Genomic DNA, 18,274 nt, shown 5'->3' on the forward strand with positions numbered 1-18,274 from the left:
TCACCAGTCCGGCGCCGTGCTATGCGGCCGTGGACCAGGGCGCCTGGAACAGGGTCCAGGTCGGGCTGTTGATGGCGATGTCCATGTCGCGGGCGAACACGGCGAAGCCGTCCACACCGTGGTAGGGACCGGAGTAGTCCCAGGAGTGCATCTGGCGGAAGGGAAGGCCCATCTTGTGGAAGACGTACTTCTCCTTCACTCCGGCACCCATCAGGTCGGGCTTGAGCCGGCGGGCGAACTCCTCGAGCTCGTAGGCGCTCGGGTCGTCGTAGATCACGACGCCCTCGCCGAGCTCGGGGTTGGTGCGGCTGTAGTCGTCCTTGTGGGCGAACTCGTAGCCGGTACCGATGATCTCCATGCCGAGATCCTCGTAGGCGCCGATGGTGTGCCGCGGGCGCAGGCCACCGACGAGCAGCATCACCCGCTTGCCCTCCAGCCGCGGCCGGTACTCGTTGCGTACCAGGTCGAACAGGGGCTGGTAGCTGGCGATCGCAGCCTCGGTCTTCTCCTTGATCGTGTCGTCGAAGAACGAAGCGATCTTCCGCATCGACTCAATGATCTTGGTCGGGCCGAAGAAGTTGAACTCGGTCCACGGAGTGCCGAAGCGCTCCTCCATCGTGGTGCAGATGTAGTTCATGGACCGGTAGCAGTGGATCAGGTTCAGCTTGGCGAGGTGGCTGGTGGACAGCTCGTTGAGCGTGCCGTCACCAGACCACTGGGCCACCACCCGCAGGCCCATGTCCTCCAGGATGCGGCGCGACGCCCAGGCGTCACCACCGATGTTGTAGTCACCGATCAGGGCGACGTCGTACGCGGTCTGCTTGGTGGTGTCCCGGGTGCCGAGCACGATGTCGCGGATCGCGTCGTTGGCGATGTGGTGGCCCAGCGACTGGCTGACACCGCGGAACCCCTCGCACTTCACCGGGACGACCGGCATGTCCAGTTCCTTCGACGCCTCGCGGGCGACCGCGTCGATGTCGTCACCGATCAGACCGATCGGGCACTCGGACTGGATGGAGATGCCCTTGGCCAGCGGGAACAGCTCGGCGATCTCCTTGCAGATCACGGCGAGCTTCTTGTCACCGCCGAACACGATGTCGCGTTCCTGGAAGTCGCTGGTGAACTGGAACGTGACGAAGTTGTCGACGCCGCGGGTACCGTGCGAGTAGTTACGCCGGGACGCCCAGGAGTACTGGCCGCAACCGACCGGCCCGTGGCTGATGTGGACCATGTCCTTGATCGGGCCCCACACCACCCCCTTGGAACCGGCGTAGGCGCAGCCACGGACCGTCATCACACCGGGGCGCGACTTGATGTTGGACTTGACCTCGCACTCCTTCGACCCGGTCGGGTCGTTGGGCTTGACGTGCTTGGCCCGGAACTTCGCGGCCTTCTCCGGGTACCCGGCGAGGACGTCATCGATCATCGCCTGGGTGTCGACGGGCGGGGTCACGGCGGGAGTCACAGCTGGAGTCACAGCTGGAGTCGCGGGAGGAGTCACAGGAGGAGTCACGACAGACCTTTCTGATGAGGAGGTACGCCCGGTCACGCGACCGCGGTGGCCTTCTGGCCGATAACCGACTCGTCCTCCTGCTCCATGATCCCGAAGTCGATCAGAAGCTCCTCGAGTTCGTCCATGGTGATCGGAGTCGGGATGGTCTTCATGTCGTTCTCTTCGATCTTGCGCGCGAGTTCCTTGTACTCATTGGCCTGGTTGGACTCAGGCGCGTACTCCAGAACCGTCATCCGGCGCAGCTCGGCGTGCTGGACGATGTTGTCGCGGGGGACAAAGTGGATCATCTGGGTGTTCAGGCGCCGCGCGAGCTCCATGATGAGCTCGTCCTCGCGGTCGGTCTTACGGCTGTTACAGATCAGCCCACCCAGACGCACGCCACCGGAGTGCGCGTACTTGAGGATGCCTCGGGCGATGTTGTTCGCCGCGTACATCGCCATCATCTCACCGGAGGTCACGATGTAGATCTCCTGGGCCTTGCCCTGGCGGATCGGCATCGCGAAGCCACCGCACACGACGTCACCCAGGACGTCGTAGCAGACGAAGTCGAGGTCCTCGTAGGCGCCGTTCTCCTCGAGGAAGGTGATCGCGGTGATGACACCACGACCCGCGCACCCGACACCCGGCTCCGGGCCACCGGACTCGACGCAGCGGATGTTGAACTCGCCGGCCAGCAGCACGTCCTCGAGCTCGAGGTCCTCGACCGAGCCCCTCTCCGCGGCCAGGGCCAGAACCGAGGTCTGGGCCTTCGAGTGCAGGATCAGACGGGTCGAGTCCGCCTTCGGGTCGCAGCCAACGATCATTATGCGGTTGCCGCGGGTGGCCAGCGCCGCCATCGTGTTCTGCTGAGTGGTGGACTTACCAATACCACCCTTGCCGTAAAAGGCGATCTGCCTCATCGGTGTGTGCTCCTTCACCGCACGCCCGAGCGTGCGTCACTGTGGGAAAGCCGGAGTTGTTCAGGTAGCCGTGCTGGTTCAGGTAGCCGTGCTGGTGCAGGTAGCCGAAACCTGGAACCGCTCGTAGAGATCACGGACCTCGTCCGAGCGCAGCGGTCGCTTGAGCATGCAGACCTGTGATCGCAGACCTTCCAGAACAGGTCCGAGAACGCTTTCGTCTGCATCGATTCCGTGCTTGCGCAGGGCGTACCGCAGTGACGCCCGCCCCGCGTGCTTGCCCACGACCAGGCGGCGGTGCGCACCGACCTCCGCGGGGTCGAAGGGTTCGTAGATGCTGGGCGCTTTGAGCACGCCATCCACGTGGATGCCGGACTCGTGGATGAACGCAGACTCACCGACGATGGCCTTCCCGCACGGCACCGGACGGCGTGCCGCGCGCGAGACCAGGCCGGCCAGCGCCCGGAAGGACGTGGTGTCAAGGTCGACCCTGATTCCCAGCAGGTGGCGAAGCGCCATCGCCACTTCCTCCAGCGGCGCGTTGCCGGCACGTTCGCCGAGCCCCGCGACGGTGGTGCTGACAAACCCGAAGCCGGCCCGAACCGCCGCGAGAGTGTTGGCGGTGGCGAGTCCGAAGTCGTCGTGGGCGTGGATCTCCCAGTTGGCGGGCACCGCGCCCACCAGTCGAGACATCCGGGCACAGGCGCTGAAGGGCTCGAGGACCCCGACGGTGTCGGCCCATCGCAGGCGGTCGACACCATCGCGGACCAGTTCGTCGGCGAGCTCGATGACGAAGCTGTCGTCCGCCCGTGAGGCGTCCTCGAACCCGACCCCGACGGCTTGCCCCCGATCGAGGGCGTCGGCGACGCAGTCGCGGATGCGGCTGCGCGCCCACGCCCGGTCCCGACCGAGCTTGTGGGTCAGATGCAGGTCGGACACGGGAATACTCAGGTGCACCCGACCGACGCCGGAGGCGACCGCCGCGTCGATGTCTGACCGCATGGCGCGACACCAGGCGACGATCTCCGCCCGGAGCCCGGCGCCGGCGATGCGAGCCAGCACCTCGCGCTCGGATGGACCCATGGCCGGCACGCCCGCCTCGATCTGCGCCACCCCCGCCTGGTCGAGCGCGGTGGCGATGAGCAGTTTCTCCTGCGCCGTGAAGGCAACTCCCGGGGCCTGCTCACCGTCACGCAAGGTGGTGTCACAGAACCCGATCACGATGTCGTGCCCCACAGTTGCCCTCCGTCGGTTGAAAAGGAAGGTGGCGAGATGTGCCCGCCTGCGATCGGCTGTCGCGACCCGGTGGCGACTTCCGCGGGCCTCGCCGTTGAAGCGCCGCGATTAGGAATGTCGTCCACTGTTGTTTCGTGCTCTTTAAGCGCCGTATCTTCCCAGTAACGTTTCGGCCGCATCCGCGATTCTGGGACGAATAGCTGAAGGAGCTCGGGCCGGGTGTCCGAAAGACCCTGGGACCAACGGCGCGAACGGCTGGCGCCGAATGGTGCGCCGCCGGCCGGCACCCTGCCCACGGTGCAATACGACATGTTGTCTCCCGCTCATTGTTTTACAACCCCAAGCCATGCCCAAATACGGCCGACCGCCGCCGGCGGGACGAACGTACCCGCATGTGCCGACCAACGACCCGACCCGTTGTTCACACGGCCCGGGAAGCCATGGACGAATGCCCGCACCGCAGAAAACGGTGCGGAGAACGACAACGGTGCGGAGAACGACAAAGGCGTCCCCCGGCCGCGAGCGTTGTGACGACGCCGACGACCGGGGAACGCCAGAAATCAGGAATCACACCATGCCGGTGGATCAGTTGATCGGTGAATCAGTTGATCGTCCAGGTGTTGCCCGCGTGCAGCAGCTCGGACAGCCGCTCGTCGGGCGTCGCGTTCGCGCTGCCCGTCCGGGCCGAGGTGTTCTGCTCCGCCACCATGGCCTCGTAGGTGGGCCGCCTCACCCGACGGAACACCCCGATCGGGGTGTTGCTCAGGTCGGAGTCGGACAACCGGGACAGGGTGAAGGCGTAGGCCGGGCCCTCCACCGTCTCGTCATGGACGATGACCTCACTGCGGGGGACGTGGGCGGTGTCGGCGACCTCAAGCCCGAAACCACGCGGCTCGCGCACCACACACTTCTCCCCCGAGCCACCGAACGTGATCGGCTTGCCGTGCTCAAGGCGGACCAGCACCGAGTCGCGGCTGGCCGGGTCCTTCAGCACGTCGAACGCACCGTCGTTGAAGATGGCGCAGTTCTGGTAGATCTCGATGAACGCGCTGCCTTCGTGTGCGGCGGCCGCACGCAGCACCGACTGCAGGTGCTTGCGGTCGGAGTCGATGGTGCGCGCCACAAATGACGCCTCGGCGCCGAGCGCCAGCGCGATCGGGTTGAACGGGGTGTCGCGGGAGCCGCCCGGCGTCGACTTGGTGACCTTGCCGAATTCCGACGTGGGCGAGCACTGACCTTTGGTCAACCCGTAGATACGGTTGTTGAACAGCAGAATCTTGATGTTGACGTTGCGGCGAAGCGCGTGGATGAGATGGTTGCCGCCGATCGACAGGGCGTCACCGTCACCGGTGACCACCCACACCGACAGGTCCGGCCGGCTGACCGCCAGACCCGTCGCGATCGCCGGCGCCCGACCGTGGATCGAGTGCATGCCGTAGGTGTTGAGGTAGTACGGGAAACGCGACGAACAGCCGATCCCGGAGACGAACGTGACGTTCTCGCGCGGAATACCCAGTTCCGGCATGAACGACTGGATCGCCGACAGGATCGCGAAGTCACCGCAGCCCGGGCACCAGCGGACCTCCTGATCCGACCGGAAGTCCTTGGCGGTGAGCTTGACGGGCACTTCAGGCATTACGCACGACCTCTCCGAGGACCGTCTCCAGCTCGGCCGAGGTGAACGGCTGGCCGTTGACCTTGTTGTAGGAGACGACGTCGACCAGGTAACGCTCACGTACCACGTGGGCGAGCTGGCCGAGGTTCATCTCCGGGATGACGACGCGGTCGTAGCCGGCAAGTACCGCGCCGACGTTCTTCGGCATCGGCGCGATGTGACGCAGGTGTGCCTGGGCGATGGCCACCCCGCCTTCCCGCAGCACGCGGCAGGCCGCGCCGATCGGCCCATAGGTGGAACCCCAGCCGAGCACCAGCACCCGAGCCTCGCCGGATGGGTCCTCGACCTCCAGATCGGGCACCTCGATCGCCTCGACCCGGGCGGCGCGCAGCCGCATCATCACGTCGTGGTCGGCCGGCACATAGGACACCGCGCCGGTGCCGTCGGCCTTCTCCAACCCGCCGACGCGGTGTTCCAGACCCGGTGTGCCCGGCACCGCCCAGGGACGCGCGAGCGTGTGCGGGTCGTGCAGGTACGGCAGGAATGTCCCGTCCGGCCCGTTGGGCTCGGTCGCGAACTCCACCCGCAGGTCGGGCAGGTCGGCCGGGTCCGGCAGCAGCCACGGTTCGGAACCGTTGGCCAGGTATCCGTCGGAGAGCAGGATGACCGGCATCCGGTAGGTCAGCGCGATCCGCGCCGCCTCCAGCGCCGCGTCGAAGCAGTCCGCCGGGGAGCGGGCGGCGATCACCGCGAGCGGTGCCTCACCGTGCCGGCCGAACAGGGCGATGTTCAGGTCGGACTGCTCGGTCTTGGTCGGCAGGCCGGTCGACGGACCGGCCCGCTGCACGTCCACGACCACCAGCGGTAGCTCCAGCATCACCGCGAGGCCGAGGGTCTCGGTCTTGAGCGCCAGCCCCGGGCCGGAGGTCGAGGTGACACCGAGCGCGCCGCCGTAGGAGGCACCGAGCGCCGAACCGACCGCCGCGATCTCGTCCTCGGCCTGGAAGGTCGTCACGCCGTACCGCTTGTATCCCGACAGGTCGTGCAGGATCTCCGATGCCGGGGTGATCGGGTAGGCACCGAGGAAGACCGGCAGGTTGGCGCGCAGACCAGCCGCGACCAGGCCGTAGGCGAGCGCCGAGTTGCCGTTGACGCTGCGGTAGGTGCCGGGTACCAGCTTCGCGGGCTTGACCTCGTAGCGGACGGCGAAGTCCTCGGTGGTCTCACCGTAGTTCCAACCGGCCTGGAACGCGGCCACGTTCGCGGCGGCCAGCTGCGGCTTCTTGGCGAACTTCTGCTTGAGGAACTCGACCGTACCTTCGGTGGGCCGGCTGTACATCCACGACAGCAGCCCGAGAGCGAACATGTTCTTCGCCCGCTCGGCGTCCTTCTTGGAGACGTCGATGTCGGCGAGCGCGGCGACGGTCGCGGTGGTCAGCGGCACCCGGTGCACCGTGTACCCGTCGAGCGAGTCGTTCTCCAGCGGATTGCTCGTGTAACCAACTTTCTCAAGGTTACGCGTGGTGAACTCATCCGTGTTGACAATGATCTCCGCATTCGGCGGCAGATCGGCGAGATTGGCGCGCAGTGCAGCCGGGTTCATCGCCACCAGGACGTCCGGGGAGTCACCGGGGGTGAGGACGTCATGGGCCGCGAAATGCACCTGGAAGCTGGACACGCCGTGCAACGAGCCCGATGGGGCGCGGATCTCGGCGGGGTAGTTGGGCAGGGTCGACAGGTCGTTTCCCAGGATGGCGGTCTCGGAGGCGAAACGGTCGCCGGTGAGCTGCATTCCGTCGCCGGAGTCACCGGCGAACCGGATTGCCACCCGGTCCAGATGCTGAATCTGCTTGGCCACGTGCGTGGACCTCCTCAATGACCGACGGTCGGCGAGGGTGCGTACCCACTGTTCTACAGTGGGTAGAGCGGGCCATGCGGCTCGCCCGTCCTTCTTATACGGAGGCATTGATTCAGCGGTGTTTCGCGGTGTCAAATCGCCATCTCGTAAAGGGGGCGGTGCACGTCACGCTGAATTCGACAACAGCACCGTCACATATATCCTCGGACGTGCGGGAAAAGCTTCGGCAATTGCGCGGACAACACCTTTGACGGGACTTTCGGGAAACAACGACGGAAAGACGTTTCCCGCCGCGGGGGACCACCGTCCCCGTCCTGGCACCGACGAAGGTCGGGCTCCCCCCGGCAACCGGCCCACCCATCGTAAGATCGGCCCACCCAGTGCAGGATCGGCCCACCGCCAGCCCCGGCGTGTGAGGACGCCCGATACCGCGGCCTGGGGTGCGGGTTTACCGGGTGAGGCTTGCGAAGATGTCGTCGAGGAGCGGCTGCCCGGGTGCCCGGCCGTGTTCGACGTACCACTCACGGCCAAGGGCCCACCGGAACACCGGACGGGGAAGCCGAAGGAGCACCGTGAGCAGGCGCAGGCCGGAGTCGGTGCTGGCCTGGCTGGCGTGCGCGGCCAGAGCCGCCCGCTTCGCCCGCGTATGGCGGCGCACGTCGACCCGGTGGGTCAGCGTCTCGCGCGCGGTATAAAGGTCCGCGACGCGCGCCGGATCGAAGCCCGCCGGGACGCGGGGTAACCGCGAGACGATCCGCAGCATCCGTTGCAACGCCCCGCGGTCCAACGTCGCCTCCAGAACGACACCAGTGCCGGCGATCGTGGCGGCACGGACCCCGACGTGGTGCACCTGCACGTGATCGGGATGACCGTATCCACCGGCGAGGTCGTAGATGGTGAGCACGTCGGCCTGCTCCTCGCGCAGGATCTCGGCCAGGCGTGCCGCGGCCTCGTCGATATCCGCCTCGGCAAACGCCGAGTCCGCTCCCGAGGGCGCATCCGTCGTTCCGGAATCGGCGTAGCCCAGCCACTCCACCCGCGTGCATCCGAGTACCCGGGCTGAGCGCTCCAGCTCGGCCCTGCGCTGGTCGGCCAACGGACCGCGGGCGAGCACGTCGCGCGACGCCGGGCCGGCTCCGCCGGTGGTGGCGACCACAAGGACCACCCGATGGCCCTCCGCCGCGGCCCGCGCCAGGGTTCCGCCGGTGAGCAGCGCCTCGTCGTCCGGGTGGGCGTGGAAGGAGACCAGGGTGTAGGGCACCGTCCTATTAGAGCAGCCGGCAAGATGCCGCCCGCCCGCGCTTGCCTGGTCGCGGCTTGTTACGATAACAGGTGTGAGTTCCGCCAACCGTGCCAGGAAGAAGTCCGGTCGCACTCTGGCGAAGAGCCGTAACCGGAGCGCACCGTCGCCGTACGCGCCGGTCCTTGACGACGCCGCCGAGCTTCATCGCGAGGAGTCGATACTCATCGTCGAAGCGTGGGCGTCGCAGCTGCTGGGGCAGATCTGGGTTGCCGGCTGGGCTGACGACGCGGCCGACGGCGCCCACGACCCGAACGACTTCCTGCAGAACGAGGTCGAAGCGTTGATCCGCCATATGGCGGGCCAGCGCACGCCCGCCGGGTTGGCGGTTCTGCGCGCGCTGGCGCTGGTGGGTGAGGATTGGACGCGCGAGCTGGCCACCGAGGCCGGCCGAAAGCTCGCCGGCCGCGGCGTCCCGGAACCCGCGTGGGTCGCACATACCGACGTCGCCGAACTGACCGACGCCCTGTCGATGACCGACATGTTCGGCGATGTCGAAGTGATCACGCTCGGCTTCCGGCGAGCCGACACCGAGCACGCTTTCGTGGTCTTCGTCGACCACGCCTCTCTCGCGGGCATCTTTAAGATCATGATTGGCGAATTGGCGGACGACGGCATCACCGGACTGGTCGAGATGTTCGGCACGCAAGGATCACTTGCCGAGCCGATCCCGCTGCCTGCCGCGCAGGCCAGGGCCCGGCTCGATGAGGCCCTCGACAGGATGCTCGATCACGGGCCGCCGGAGGTGGAATACGAGCGGGACGCACCGGCGGCGGAGAAGACCGGCAGCGACGATGACGGTGACGCGGACAGCGATGACGAGGGCGACCCGGCTGGTGGCTGGGCACTGCTGCGGGCACGGCTCGACCTGCTGCCCGACGATCAACTCGCCGACGCCGACGATGGTGATGGTGATGGTGCCGGTGGCGGGCTCGACATCGAGCTGATCGATGACGAGGCCGACCGAGAGGAAGCCGAGCGGGTCGCCGCGGCATTCCTGGCATCCGACCACGCCGAGGCGCTGCCCGATCGCGAGGCGGCCCGGATCTGGGCGCGGATGGCGGCCGACTGGGCTCTCGACCTGGGACGACCGGCGCAACGCTACGGCCCGCTGTCGCTGGGGTACTTTCTCATCACCGAAGTGAGCCAACACATCGCGCTCGGGGCCGACGACCTCGCACTGCTGCCAGCCGTCATCCGGGCCTGGGCGCACTTCACCACCGACGCTCGCGAGCTGGGCTCCGCCGCGCACGAGCAGTGGGACGAGCAGCTGCCGGACATACTGGACGAGTTCGTGGCCTCCTACCGGGAACCCGACGCGGCCGACCACCGCGCCACCTGCGCCGATGTCATCGACTTCCGTCTGTACGAAACCGAGACCAGTTCCGAAGCCGTGTTCGACAGACTGTACGCGTCGGCCCCCGCCTTTGTGCGCAGGCAACTCGACGACGCCGAGCTGGCCGTGCATCCGCCCACGATCCCCGCCGCCGCGGTGGAATCGGCGGGAACCGTCCATCAGATCAAAGTCCTGCTACGCGGGTCGAAACCGCCGATCTGGCGTCGGCTTGAGATTTCCTCGACGAGCACGCTGGCGGATCTGCACAACGTGATCCAGGCCGCGTTCGACTGGGACGACGACCACCTGTGGATGTTCACGACCGCGTACGGAAAGTTCGGCTGCTCCCCCGACCTGGGCGATCGGGATCCGGATGAGGCGACCATCGCCCAGATCGCCGGGGAAGGCGTCACATTCCGCTACCTCTTCGACTTCGGCGACGATCTGGACCACGACGTCATTGTTGAAAAGGTCGTTCCCGTCACGGCGGGCGCCGCCTATCCGCAGTGCATCGGCGGACGCCAGCCCGATCCCGTCCAGTACTACTTCGACGAGGACGGCGAAGGCCGTGCCGACGCGCTCTTCGACAAGGACGTCATCAACGCCCGCCTCGCGAGACTACGCAGCTAGCCGCCGGCCGACGGCCAAAAAACCGGGCGGTAGGTCGTTGTGGTCACGGGAACGGCAGTTTCCACCTACGGCCGACGGCCAAAAAACCGGGCGGTAGGTCATTGCGGTCACGGGAACGGCAGTTTCCACCTACGGCCGACGGCCACAACATCGCCCAAGCCCTCAGCGTCGTTCCCGGCGCATCCGCCGGACGATCACGGTGAGGTCGACCACCGCCGTCAACGCGATCACGCCGAGCAGGACGGCCGGGACCGGCTGGTCGGAAACGGCGTAGTACACACAGGCACCCGCGCAGAACAGCAGCCCGAACAGGGCGAGAGTCAGGCGTAGACCCAACGCGCTGCGGGCGGGCGGGAATCCACCCGGGCCACCGTCCACTGCACCATCGCCCCTTTGCTCCCGCCGCCCTGGGCCGGGGTCAGATGAGTTCGCGGTCGCCGAGATAGGGCCGCAGCACCTTGGGGACGCGGACCCGATGGTCGGCGGTCTGGAAGTTCTCCAGAATGGCCGCCAGCAGTCGGGGCGTCGCCACCGCCGTGTTGTTCAGCGTATGGGCGAACCGGACCCGTCCGTCGGCGTCCTTGTAGCGGATGTTCGCCCGCCGGGCCTGCCAGTCGTGCAGGGTCGAGCAGCTGTGGGTCTCCCGGAAGCGCGCCAGCGACGGGAACCACGTGTTGATGTCGTTCATCCGGAACTTACCGAGGCCCATGTCGCCGGTGGCACATTCCACCACCTCGTAGGCCAGACCCAGGGACTGCAGGACGTGCTCGGCGGTGTCGAGCAGTTCGGCGTGCCAGCGGGCGGACTCCGCCTCGTCAGCCGCGCAGATCACGAACTGCTCGACCTTCTCGAACTGGTGGACGCGCAGCAGCCCACGGACGTCGCGTCCGGCGCTGCCGACCTCCCGGCGAAAGCACGGCGAGATCCCGGCGTAGCGCAACGGCAGGTCACGCAGGGACAGCATCTCGCCCGCGTGCAGGCCAACCAGCGCGACCTCGGCGGTGCCGGCGAGATAGAGATCGTCCCCGGGTAGCTGGTAGATCTCCTCACCGTGGCCCGGCAGGAAGCCGGTACCGACCAGCGCCTCGCGCTTGACCAGCGACGGCACCGACAGCAGCCGGAAGTCCCTGCCCGCCAGCAGGTCCAACGCGTAGGAGTGCACGGCCCGCTCCAACAGCACGAGGTCACCGGCGAGCGCGTACGCCCGCTCCCCCGAGGCGCCACGGGCCCGTTCGAACTCCGCCCAGCCACGCTTCTCGGCCAGCTCGACATGGTCGACCGGGGTGAAGTCGAACACCGGGCGCTCGCCCCAGACCCGGATGACGGTGTTCGCCGCCTCATCCGGCCCGACCGGTGCCCCGCTCCACGGAATGTTCGGTGTCGCCAGCAGCAGGTCGCCCAAGCGGGCGCCGGCGTCCTCCAGCTCCGCACGGGTCCGGCGCAGTTGCTCGTCCAGGGCGCCGGAGCGTTCCCGCAGCCGCTCGCGCTCGGCCGCGTCCGCGGCCTTGAAGCCACCGGCGAGCTCCCGGCGCTCACGCTGGGCGGTGTCCAGCGCGTGCTGCAGGGCCCGTACGGACTGGTCGAGGCCCAAGATGGCGTCGACGTCGAGGTCCACCCCTTTGACGCGGGCGGCCTCCCGCACGGCGTCGGGATTCTCCCGGATGAACCGTCTGTCCAGCATCTGGCCTCGTCGCCCTCCAGCGGGATCCCTGCACGTCGCTGAAAAGCCTACCGCCCGCCTGGCCGACGCCCGACGATCACCGTCGAGTCGGGGTGATCGGTTCGGGGAGGTCGGTGGAACCACGCAGGTAACGGTCCACCGCCGCGGCGGCGGCCCGACCCTCCGCGATCGCCCACACGACCAGGGACTGACCCCGGCCGATGTCCCCGGCGACGAACACCTTCGCGACGGAACTCGCCCAGCCGGCGTCCCGGGCGACGTTGCCACGGGCGTCGAGCGCGACACCGAGCTGATCGAGCAGGCCGGGCCGTTCCGGCCCGACGAAACCCATCGCCAGCAGCACGAGCTCGCACGGCAGCTCGACGTCGGTACCCGGCACCTGCTCCAAGCGGCCGTCGACCATGGCGACCTCGTGCATGCGCAACGCGCGAACCCGACCTGCGTCATCACCGAGAAAGCACTCGGTGGAGACGGCGAAGACCCGGTCGCCACCCTCCTCGTGCGCGCTGGACACCCGGTAGACGACCGGCCAGGTCGGCCACGGGTTCGCCACCGGCCGCAGCTGCGGCGGTCGCGGCATGATCTCCAGCTGGTGCACGGACACCGCCCCCTGGCGGTGCGCGGTACCCAGACAGTCCGCGCCGGTGTCACCGCCACCGATGATGACCACCCGTTTGCCCGCCGCGTTGATCAGCGGTTCGGTGCGGTCGCCCTGCTGGACCCGGTTCGCGGGAACCAGGTACTCCATCGCGAGGTGGACGCCGACCAGCTCCCGGCCGGGCACGGTGAGATCCCGCCCGACCGTCGAGCCACCGGCGAGCACGATCGCGTCATAGGATGCGCGCAGCTCGTCCGCGGTGATGTCCACACCCACGTTGCACGAGGACATGAACACCGTCCCCTCGGCCCGCATCTGCGCGAGCCGACGGTCCAGCACCTGCTTTTCCATCTTGAACTCGGGGATGCCGTAGCGCAGCAACCCACCGATGCGGTCGGCCCGCTCGTACACGACGACGTTGTGGCCGGCCCGGGTGAGCTGCTGAGCCGCGGCGAGCCCCGCCGGGCCCGACCCGACCACGGCGACCCGCTGCTCGGTGCGCGCGGACGGCAGGACCGGCCGGACCGTGCCGTCGGCCCAGGCCCGATCGATGATCGACACCTCGACCTGCTTGATGGCCACCGGATCATCGGAGATTCCCAGCACACACGCGGTCTCGCACGGCGCCGGGCACAGCCGCCCGGTGAACTCCGGGAAGTTGTTGGTGGCGTGCAGCCGCTCGATCGCCTCGCCCCAGTCAGCCCGTCGTACCAGGTCGTTCCACTCCGGGATGATGTTCCCGAGCGGGCAGCCGTTATGGCAGAAGGGGATGCCGCAGTCCATACACCGTGTTGCCTGGTGACGCAGGGATTCGACCGGGAACGGTTCGTAGACCTCGTTCCAGTCGGTGATCCGCACGTCGACGGGCCGGCGCGTCGGCAGCTCCCGGGGATGCTTGAGGAAGCCGATCGGGTCAGCCATGCCACTCCTGTCGAATGATCGTGTCGGGACTGCCGGGGCGTGCTCGGCAACACACCGTAGGACACCGGTCACGCACGGGACGCCGCCATGATCAGATCTTCGGCGGGCAGGCCGTCCTCCTCGGCCCTGCGCATCGCGGCGAGCACCCGCTTGTAGTCCCGGGGCATGATCTTGACAAAGGAGGACTGCTCAGTCTCCCACTCCGCGAGCAGGCCCGCCGCCACTGTCGACCCGGTCTCGCGCCGGTGCCGGGCGACCAGGGCGAGGAGCAGCACCCGGTCGTCGTCGTCCAGCGGGTCCACGTCGACCATCTCGGTGTTGATCCGTCGCAGGATGGGCTTGTACAGGAACGCCACGCCACCGCTCATCCCGGCCGCGAAGTTGCGTCCGGTGGACCCGAGGACGACCACGGTGCCGCCGGTCATGTACTCGCAGCCGTGATCGCCGACGCCTTCGACGACAGCGGTCGCACCGGAGTTGCGGACGCAGAACCGCTCGCCGACGATGCCACGGAAATACGCCTCACCGGCCGTGGCACCGTAGAGCAGCACGTTGCCGGCGACGATGTTCTCCTCGGCCCGCAGCGGCGCCTCCTTGGGCGGGAACACGATGATCCGTCCACCGGACAGGCCCTTGCCGGTGTAGTCGTTGGCGTCGCCCTCGAGCGTGAGGGTCACCCCGCGGGGCACGAACGCGCCGAAACTCTGGCCGGCCGAACCGGTGAACCGCAGCGAGATCGTGTCGTCGGGGAGGCCCTGCGCGCCGTAGCGCCTGGTCACCTCGAAGCCGAGCATGGTGCCGACCGTCCGGTTGACGTTACGGATCGGCATCTCCAGCCACACCGGCCGACCGTCCTCCAACGCCCCCTCGCACAGCTGGATCAGGGAGTTGTCCAGCGCCTTGTCCAGCCCGTGGTCCTGAGCGGTCGTGCAGTGCAGGGAGCCACCGAAGGGCCGTTCCGGGGCATGCAGCAGCGGAGTGAGATCCAGGCCGGCGGCCTTCCAGCGGTCGAGTGCGGCCCGCGCGTCGAGGACCTCCACGTGGCCGACGGCCTCGTGCAGCGTGCGGAACCCCAGCGCCGCGAGGTACTCACGCACCTCCTGCGCGATGAAGGTGAAGAAGGCCTCCACGAACTCGGGTTTGCCGGTGAAACGGGCACGCAGCTCGGGGTTCTGGGTCGCCACCCCCACCGGGCAGGTGTCAAGGTGGCACACCCGCATCATCACGCAGCCGGCGACCACCAACGGGGCGGTCGCGAACCCGAACTCCTCCGCGCCCAGCAGCGCGCCGACGATGACGTCGCGGCCGGTCTTGAGCTGGCCGTCGACCTGGACCACGATCCGGTCGCGCAGGCCGTTGAGCAGCAGGGTCTGCTGGGTCTCGGCCAGGCCCAGCTCCCAGGGGGCACCCGCGTGCTTGAGCGAGGTCAGCGGGGCCGCGCCGGTACCGCCGTCATGCCCGGAGATCAGTACGACATCCGCATGGGCCTTGGACACACCGGCGGCCACCGTACCCACGCCGACCTCGGCCACGAGCTTGACGTGCACCCGCGCCCGCGGGTTGGCGTTCTTCAGGTCGTGGATGAGCTGGGCGAGGTCCTCAATGGAGTAGATGTCGTGGTGCGGCGGCGGCGAGATCAGGCCCACGCCCGCCGTCGAGTGCCGGGTCCGCGCGATCCACGGGTAGACCTTCTGCCCGGGCAGCTGGCCGCCCTCACCGGGCTTGGCGCCCTGCGCCATCTTGATCTGGATGTCGTCGGCGTTGGCAAGGTACTCGCTGGTCACCCCGAAGCGGCCGCTGGCGACCTGCTTGATCGACGATCGACGAAGGTCGCCGTTGGCGTCCGGTGTGAACCGTCTGGCATCCTCGCCGCCCTCGCCGGTGTTCGACTTCGCCCCGATCCGGTTCATCGCGATCGCCAGCGTCTCGTGTGCCTCGGCGCTGATCGAGCCGTAGGACATCGCACCGGTGGCGAACCGCTGGAGGATCTCCGACACCGGCTCGACCTGGTCGATCGGAATCGGCGGGCGCAGGCCCTCGCGCAGCGAGAACATGCCGCGCAGGGTGGCGTTGCGCCGCGACAGCTCGTCGACGGTGGCGGTGTACTGCTTGAACACCTCGTACTGACGGCTGCGCGTGGCGTGCTGGAGCAGGAAGACCGTCTCCGGGTTGAACAGGTGCACCTCACCCTCGCGGCGCCACTGGTACTCACCACCGGTGTCCAGGTTGCGGTGGGCCAGCTCCGAGGCGACCGCCGAGTACGCCTTGTGGTGACGGGCTGCGACCTCGGCCGCGATGACATCGATGTCCACGCCGTCCAGCCGGGACGGCGTCCCGGTGAAGTAGGTGCCCACCAGCTGCTGGGACAGCCCGATCGCCTCGAACACCTGGGCTCCGGTGTAGCTGGCCACGGTGGAGATGCCCATCTTGCTCATCACCTTGAGCACGCCCTTGCCCAGCGCCTTGATGAGGTTGCGCTGGGCCTGGTCGCGGGTGATTCCGTCCAGGTCACCGCCGTCGAGGATGCTGTCGATCGACTCGAACGCCAGGTAGGGGTTGACGGCGGCCGCGCCGTACCCCAGGAGCAGCGCGACATGGTGAACCTCGCGTGCGTCGCCGCACTCCACGATGAGACCGACCTTGGTGCGGGTCTTCTCCCGGATGAGGTGGTGGTGGACGGCCGCGGTGAGCAGCAGGGAGGGAATCGGCGCCTTGTACCGGTCGGAGTCACGGTCGGACAGGACCACGACGCGGGCACCGTCCGCGATCGCCTCGCTGACGCCACGGCAGATCTCGGCCAGCCGCTCGGCGAGCGCCACGCCACCGCCGTCCACGTCATAGAGGCCACGCACGGTCACCGCCGCGAACCCGGGCATGTCCCCGTCGTCGTTGATACCGACGATCTTGGCGAGTTCGGTGTTGCTGATGACCGGGAACGGCAGATGTACCACTCGACACGATGCCGGCGACGGCGCCAGCAGGTTACCTTCGGGACCGAGCGTCCGGCCCAGGCTTGTGACCATCTCCTCCCGGATGGCGTCCAGGGGCGGGTTGGTCACCTGCGCGAACAGCTGGCTGAAGTAGTCGAAGAGCAGCCGCGGACGGCCCGAGAGCACCGCGACCGGCGTGTCGGTGCCCATCGAGCCGATCGGTTCGACACCGGCTCGGGCCATGGGCGCGATGATGACGCGCAGTTCCTCCTCGGTGTAGCCGAAGACCTGCTGGCGGCGGCGGACCGAGGAGTGACCGTAGACGACGTGCTCGCGTTCGGGCAGGTCGTCCAGGGCGATCAACCCGGCGTGCAGCCATTCCCCGTACGGCGCGGCGGCGGCCAGCTCCGACTTGATCTCCTCGTCGTCGACGATCCGGCCCTGCGCGGTGTCGATCAGGAACATCTTCCCCGGCTGGAGCCGGCCCTTCTGCACCACCCTGTGCGCGGGAAGGTCCAGGACACCGACTTCGGAGGCCATGACGACCAGGCCGTCGTCGGTGACCCAGTAACGCGACGGGCGCAACCCGTTACGGTCGAGCACGGCGCCGATGACCGTTCCGTCGGTGAACGCGATGGAGGCCGGGCCGTCCCACGGCTCCATCAGCGCCGCGTGGAACTGGTAGAACGCCCGGCGGGCCGGGTCGATCTCGTCGTGGTTCTCCCAGGCCTCCGGGATCATCATGAGGACGGCGTGCGGGAGGCTGCGGCCACCGAGGTGGAGCAGTTCCAGGACCTCGTCGAAGCTGGCCGAGTCGCTCGCGCCGTCCGCGCAGATGGGGAAGATCCGGTGCAGATCACCGGGGATGAGATCGCTGGCCAGCAGGGCCTCACGGGCCCGCATCCAGTTGCGGTTGCCACGCACGGTGTTGATCTCACCATTGTGAGCGACGTAGCGGTAGGGATGGGCAAGCGGCCAACTCGGAAAGGTGTTGGTCGAGAACCGGCTGTGCACAAGGGCGATCGCGCTGGCGAAACGGGGATCGTCCAGGTCGGGGAAGTACGCCGAGAGCTGATGGGTGGTGAGCATGCCCTTGTAGACGACGGTGCGCGCCGACAGCGACGGGAAGTACACACCGGCTTCGCGCCGCGCCCGCTTACGGACGCAGAACGCCCGCCGCTCGAGATCGAGCAGGTCGGCGGGCTCGGCGGGCTCGGCGGGCTCGGCGGCTTCGGCGGGTTCACCCGGACTGTCGACCCCCGCGGGCAGGCCAAGGAAGATCTGCCGCATCCGCGGCTCGACCTCGACGGCGGCCCGGCCAACGATGTGGCTGACCACCGGAACCTCGCGCCAGCCCAGTACCCGCAGGCCCTCCGCGCGGACGATACGGCTGATCGCCCGAACGGCGTTGTCCCGGTCGCCGGCGACCTGCGGCAAGAAGGCCGTTCCCACCGCATACCGGCCGGGTGGCGGAAGCGGAAAGTCGACGACGTCGCGCAGAAAGGCGTCCGGAACCTGCACCAGGATGCCGGCGCCGTCGCCGGTGTCCGGGTCGCAGCCCGACGCTCCGCGGTGGTCGAGGTTGCGCAGCACGGTAAGGCCCTGTTCGACCAGCTCATGACTGCGTCGGCCACGGACATCCACGACGAAACCGACCCCGCAGGCGTCGTGTTCGAAGGTGGGGTCGTACAAGCCTTGTGCGATCAACATCCGGCGGGTCCTGTCCGTCTTCAGGGGTTCTCCGTGAGGCGGACGACGCT

The 18,274-nt window shown here is 68.1% G+C and carries 11 protein-coding genes; 1 reads left to right on the plus strand and 10 read right to left on the minus strand.

From position 1 onward, the window contains the following. Positions 1 to 19: 19 nt before the first annotated feature. From nifD to U9977_RS01645, 6 genes are all read right to left on the minus strand, one after another. Positions 20 to 1,426, minus strand: a complete 1,407-nt coding sequence (nifD, locus tag U9977_RS01620; protein ID WP_322747377.1) for a nitrogenase molybdenum-iron protein alpha chain — start codon at positions 1,424 to 1,426, stop codon at positions 20 to 22. Between the two features lie 119 nt (positions 1,427 to 1,545). Then, positions 1,546 to 2,412, minus strand: coding sequence for a nitrogenase iron protein (gene nifH, locus U9977_RS01625; protein ID WP_322747341.1), 867 nt, complete (start codon positions 2,410 to 2,412; stop codon positions 1,546 to 1,548). Between the two features lie 78 nt (positions 2,413 to 2,490). Beyond that, positions 2,491 to 3,645 carry a homocitrate synthase gene (nifV, locus tag U9977_RS01630; RefSeq protein ID WP_322747342.1) on the minus strand — a complete coding sequence of 385 codons (1,155 nt, stop codon included), beginning with the start codon at positions 3,643 to 3,645 and terminating at the stop codon, positions 2,491 to 2,493. 601 nt (positions 3,646 to 4,246) lie between these two features. Next, on the minus strand, positions 4,247 to 5,281 hold the full coding sequence (locus tag U9977_RS01635) for a 2-oxoacid:ferredoxin oxidoreductase subunit beta (RefSeq protein ID WP_322747343.1): 1,035 nt from the start codon (positions 5,279 to 5,281) through the stop codon (positions 4,247 to 4,249). Beyond that, a complete protein-coding gene (locus tag U9977_RS01640; RefSeq protein WP_416210442.1) occupies positions 5,274 to 7,052 on the minus strand; it encodes a 2-oxoacid:acceptor oxidoreductase subunit alpha in 1,779 nt (592 codons plus the stop codon). The genes U9977_RS01635 and U9977_RS01640 overlap by 8 nt, the downstream gene beginning before the upstream one ends. A gap of 514 nt (positions 7,053 to 7,566) precedes the next feature. Then, complete coding sequence (locus tag U9977_RS01645) at positions 7,567 to 8,379, minus strand: PIG-L family deacetylase (RefSeq protein WP_322747345.1); 813 nt, start codon at positions 8,377 to 8,379, stop codon at positions 7,567 to 7,569. Between the two features lie 73 nt (positions 8,380 to 8,452). Here U9977_RS01645 and U9977_RS01650 point away from each other — a divergent pair, with 73 nt between their 5' ends. Beyond that, entirely contained in the window at positions 8,453 to 10,384 is a 1,932-nt protein-coding gene (locus tag U9977_RS01650; RefSeq protein WP_322747346.1) for a plasmid pRiA4b ORF-3 family protein, read from the plus strand. A 162-nt stretch (positions 10,385 to 10,546) separates the two neighbouring features. On the opposite strand, the gene U9977_RS01655 is transcribed toward U9977_RS01650, so the two are convergent. From U9977_RS01655 to gltB, 4 genes are all read right to left on the minus strand, one after another. Continuing rightward, positions 10,547 to 10,762 (minus strand): DUF6343 family protein, encoded by a 216-nt coding sequence (locus U9977_RS01655; protein ID WP_322747347.1) that lies wholly within the window; start codon positions 10,760 to 10,762, stop codon positions 10,547 to 10,549. A 40-nt stretch (positions 10,763 to 10,802) separates the two neighbouring features. Continuing rightward, positions 10,803 to 12,065, minus strand: coding sequence for a serine--tRNA ligase (serS, locus tag U9977_RS01660; protein WP_322747348.1), 1,263 nt, complete (start codon positions 12,063 to 12,065; stop codon positions 10,803 to 10,805). 76 nt (positions 12,066 to 12,141) lie between these two features. After that, a complete protein-coding gene (locus U9977_RS01665) occupies positions 12,142 to 13,584 on the minus strand; it encodes a glutamate synthase subunit beta (protein ID WP_322747349.1) in 1,443 nt (480 codons plus the stop codon). A gap of 68 nt (positions 13,585 to 13,652) precedes the next feature. Next, positions 13,653 to 18,224: a glutamate synthase large subunit gene (gene gltB / locus U9977_RS01670; protein ID WP_322747350.1), complete on the minus strand. Its 4,572-nt coding sequence runs from the start codon at positions 18,222 to 18,224 to the stop codon at positions 13,653 to 13,655. Positions 18,225 to 18,274 lie beyond the last annotated feature (50 nt).

It is taken from the genome of Protofrankia sp. Cas8, assembly GCF_963555845.1.
Classification (GTDB): Bacteria; Actinomycetota; Actinomycetes; order Frankiales; family Frankiaceae; genus Protofrankia.

Excerpts from the sequence above, each read along its gene's own strand:
- U9977_RS01635 (WP_322747343.1), bottom strand. The coding sequence starts at position 5,281 with ATGCCTGAAGTGCCCGTCAAGCTCACCGCCAAGGACTTCCGGTCGGAT.
- nifH (WP_322747341.1), bottom strand. The coding sequence starts at position 2,412 with ATGAGGCAGATCGCCTTTTACGGCAAGGGTGGTATTGGTAAGTCCACC.
- nifD (WP_322747377.1), bottom strand. The coding sequence starts at position 1,426 with ATGATCGATGACGTCCTCGCCGGGTACCCGGAGAAGGCCGCGAAGTTC.
- U9977_RS01665 (WP_322747349.1), bottom strand. The coding sequence starts at position 13,584 with ATGGCTGACCCGATCGGCTTCCTCAAGCATCCCCGGGAGCTGCCGACG.
- serS (WP_322747348.1), bottom strand. The coding sequence starts at position 12,065 with ATGCTGGACAGACGGTTCATCCGGGAGAATCCCGACGCCGTGCGGGAG.
- U9977_RS01640 (WP_416210442.1), bottom strand. The coding sequence starts at position 7,052 with ATGCAGCTCACCGGCGACCGTTTCGCCTCCGAGACCGCCATCCTGGGA.
- gltB (WP_322747350.1), bottom strand. The coding sequence starts at position 18,224 with ATGTTGATCGCACAAGGCTTGTACGACCCCACCTTCGAACACGACGCC.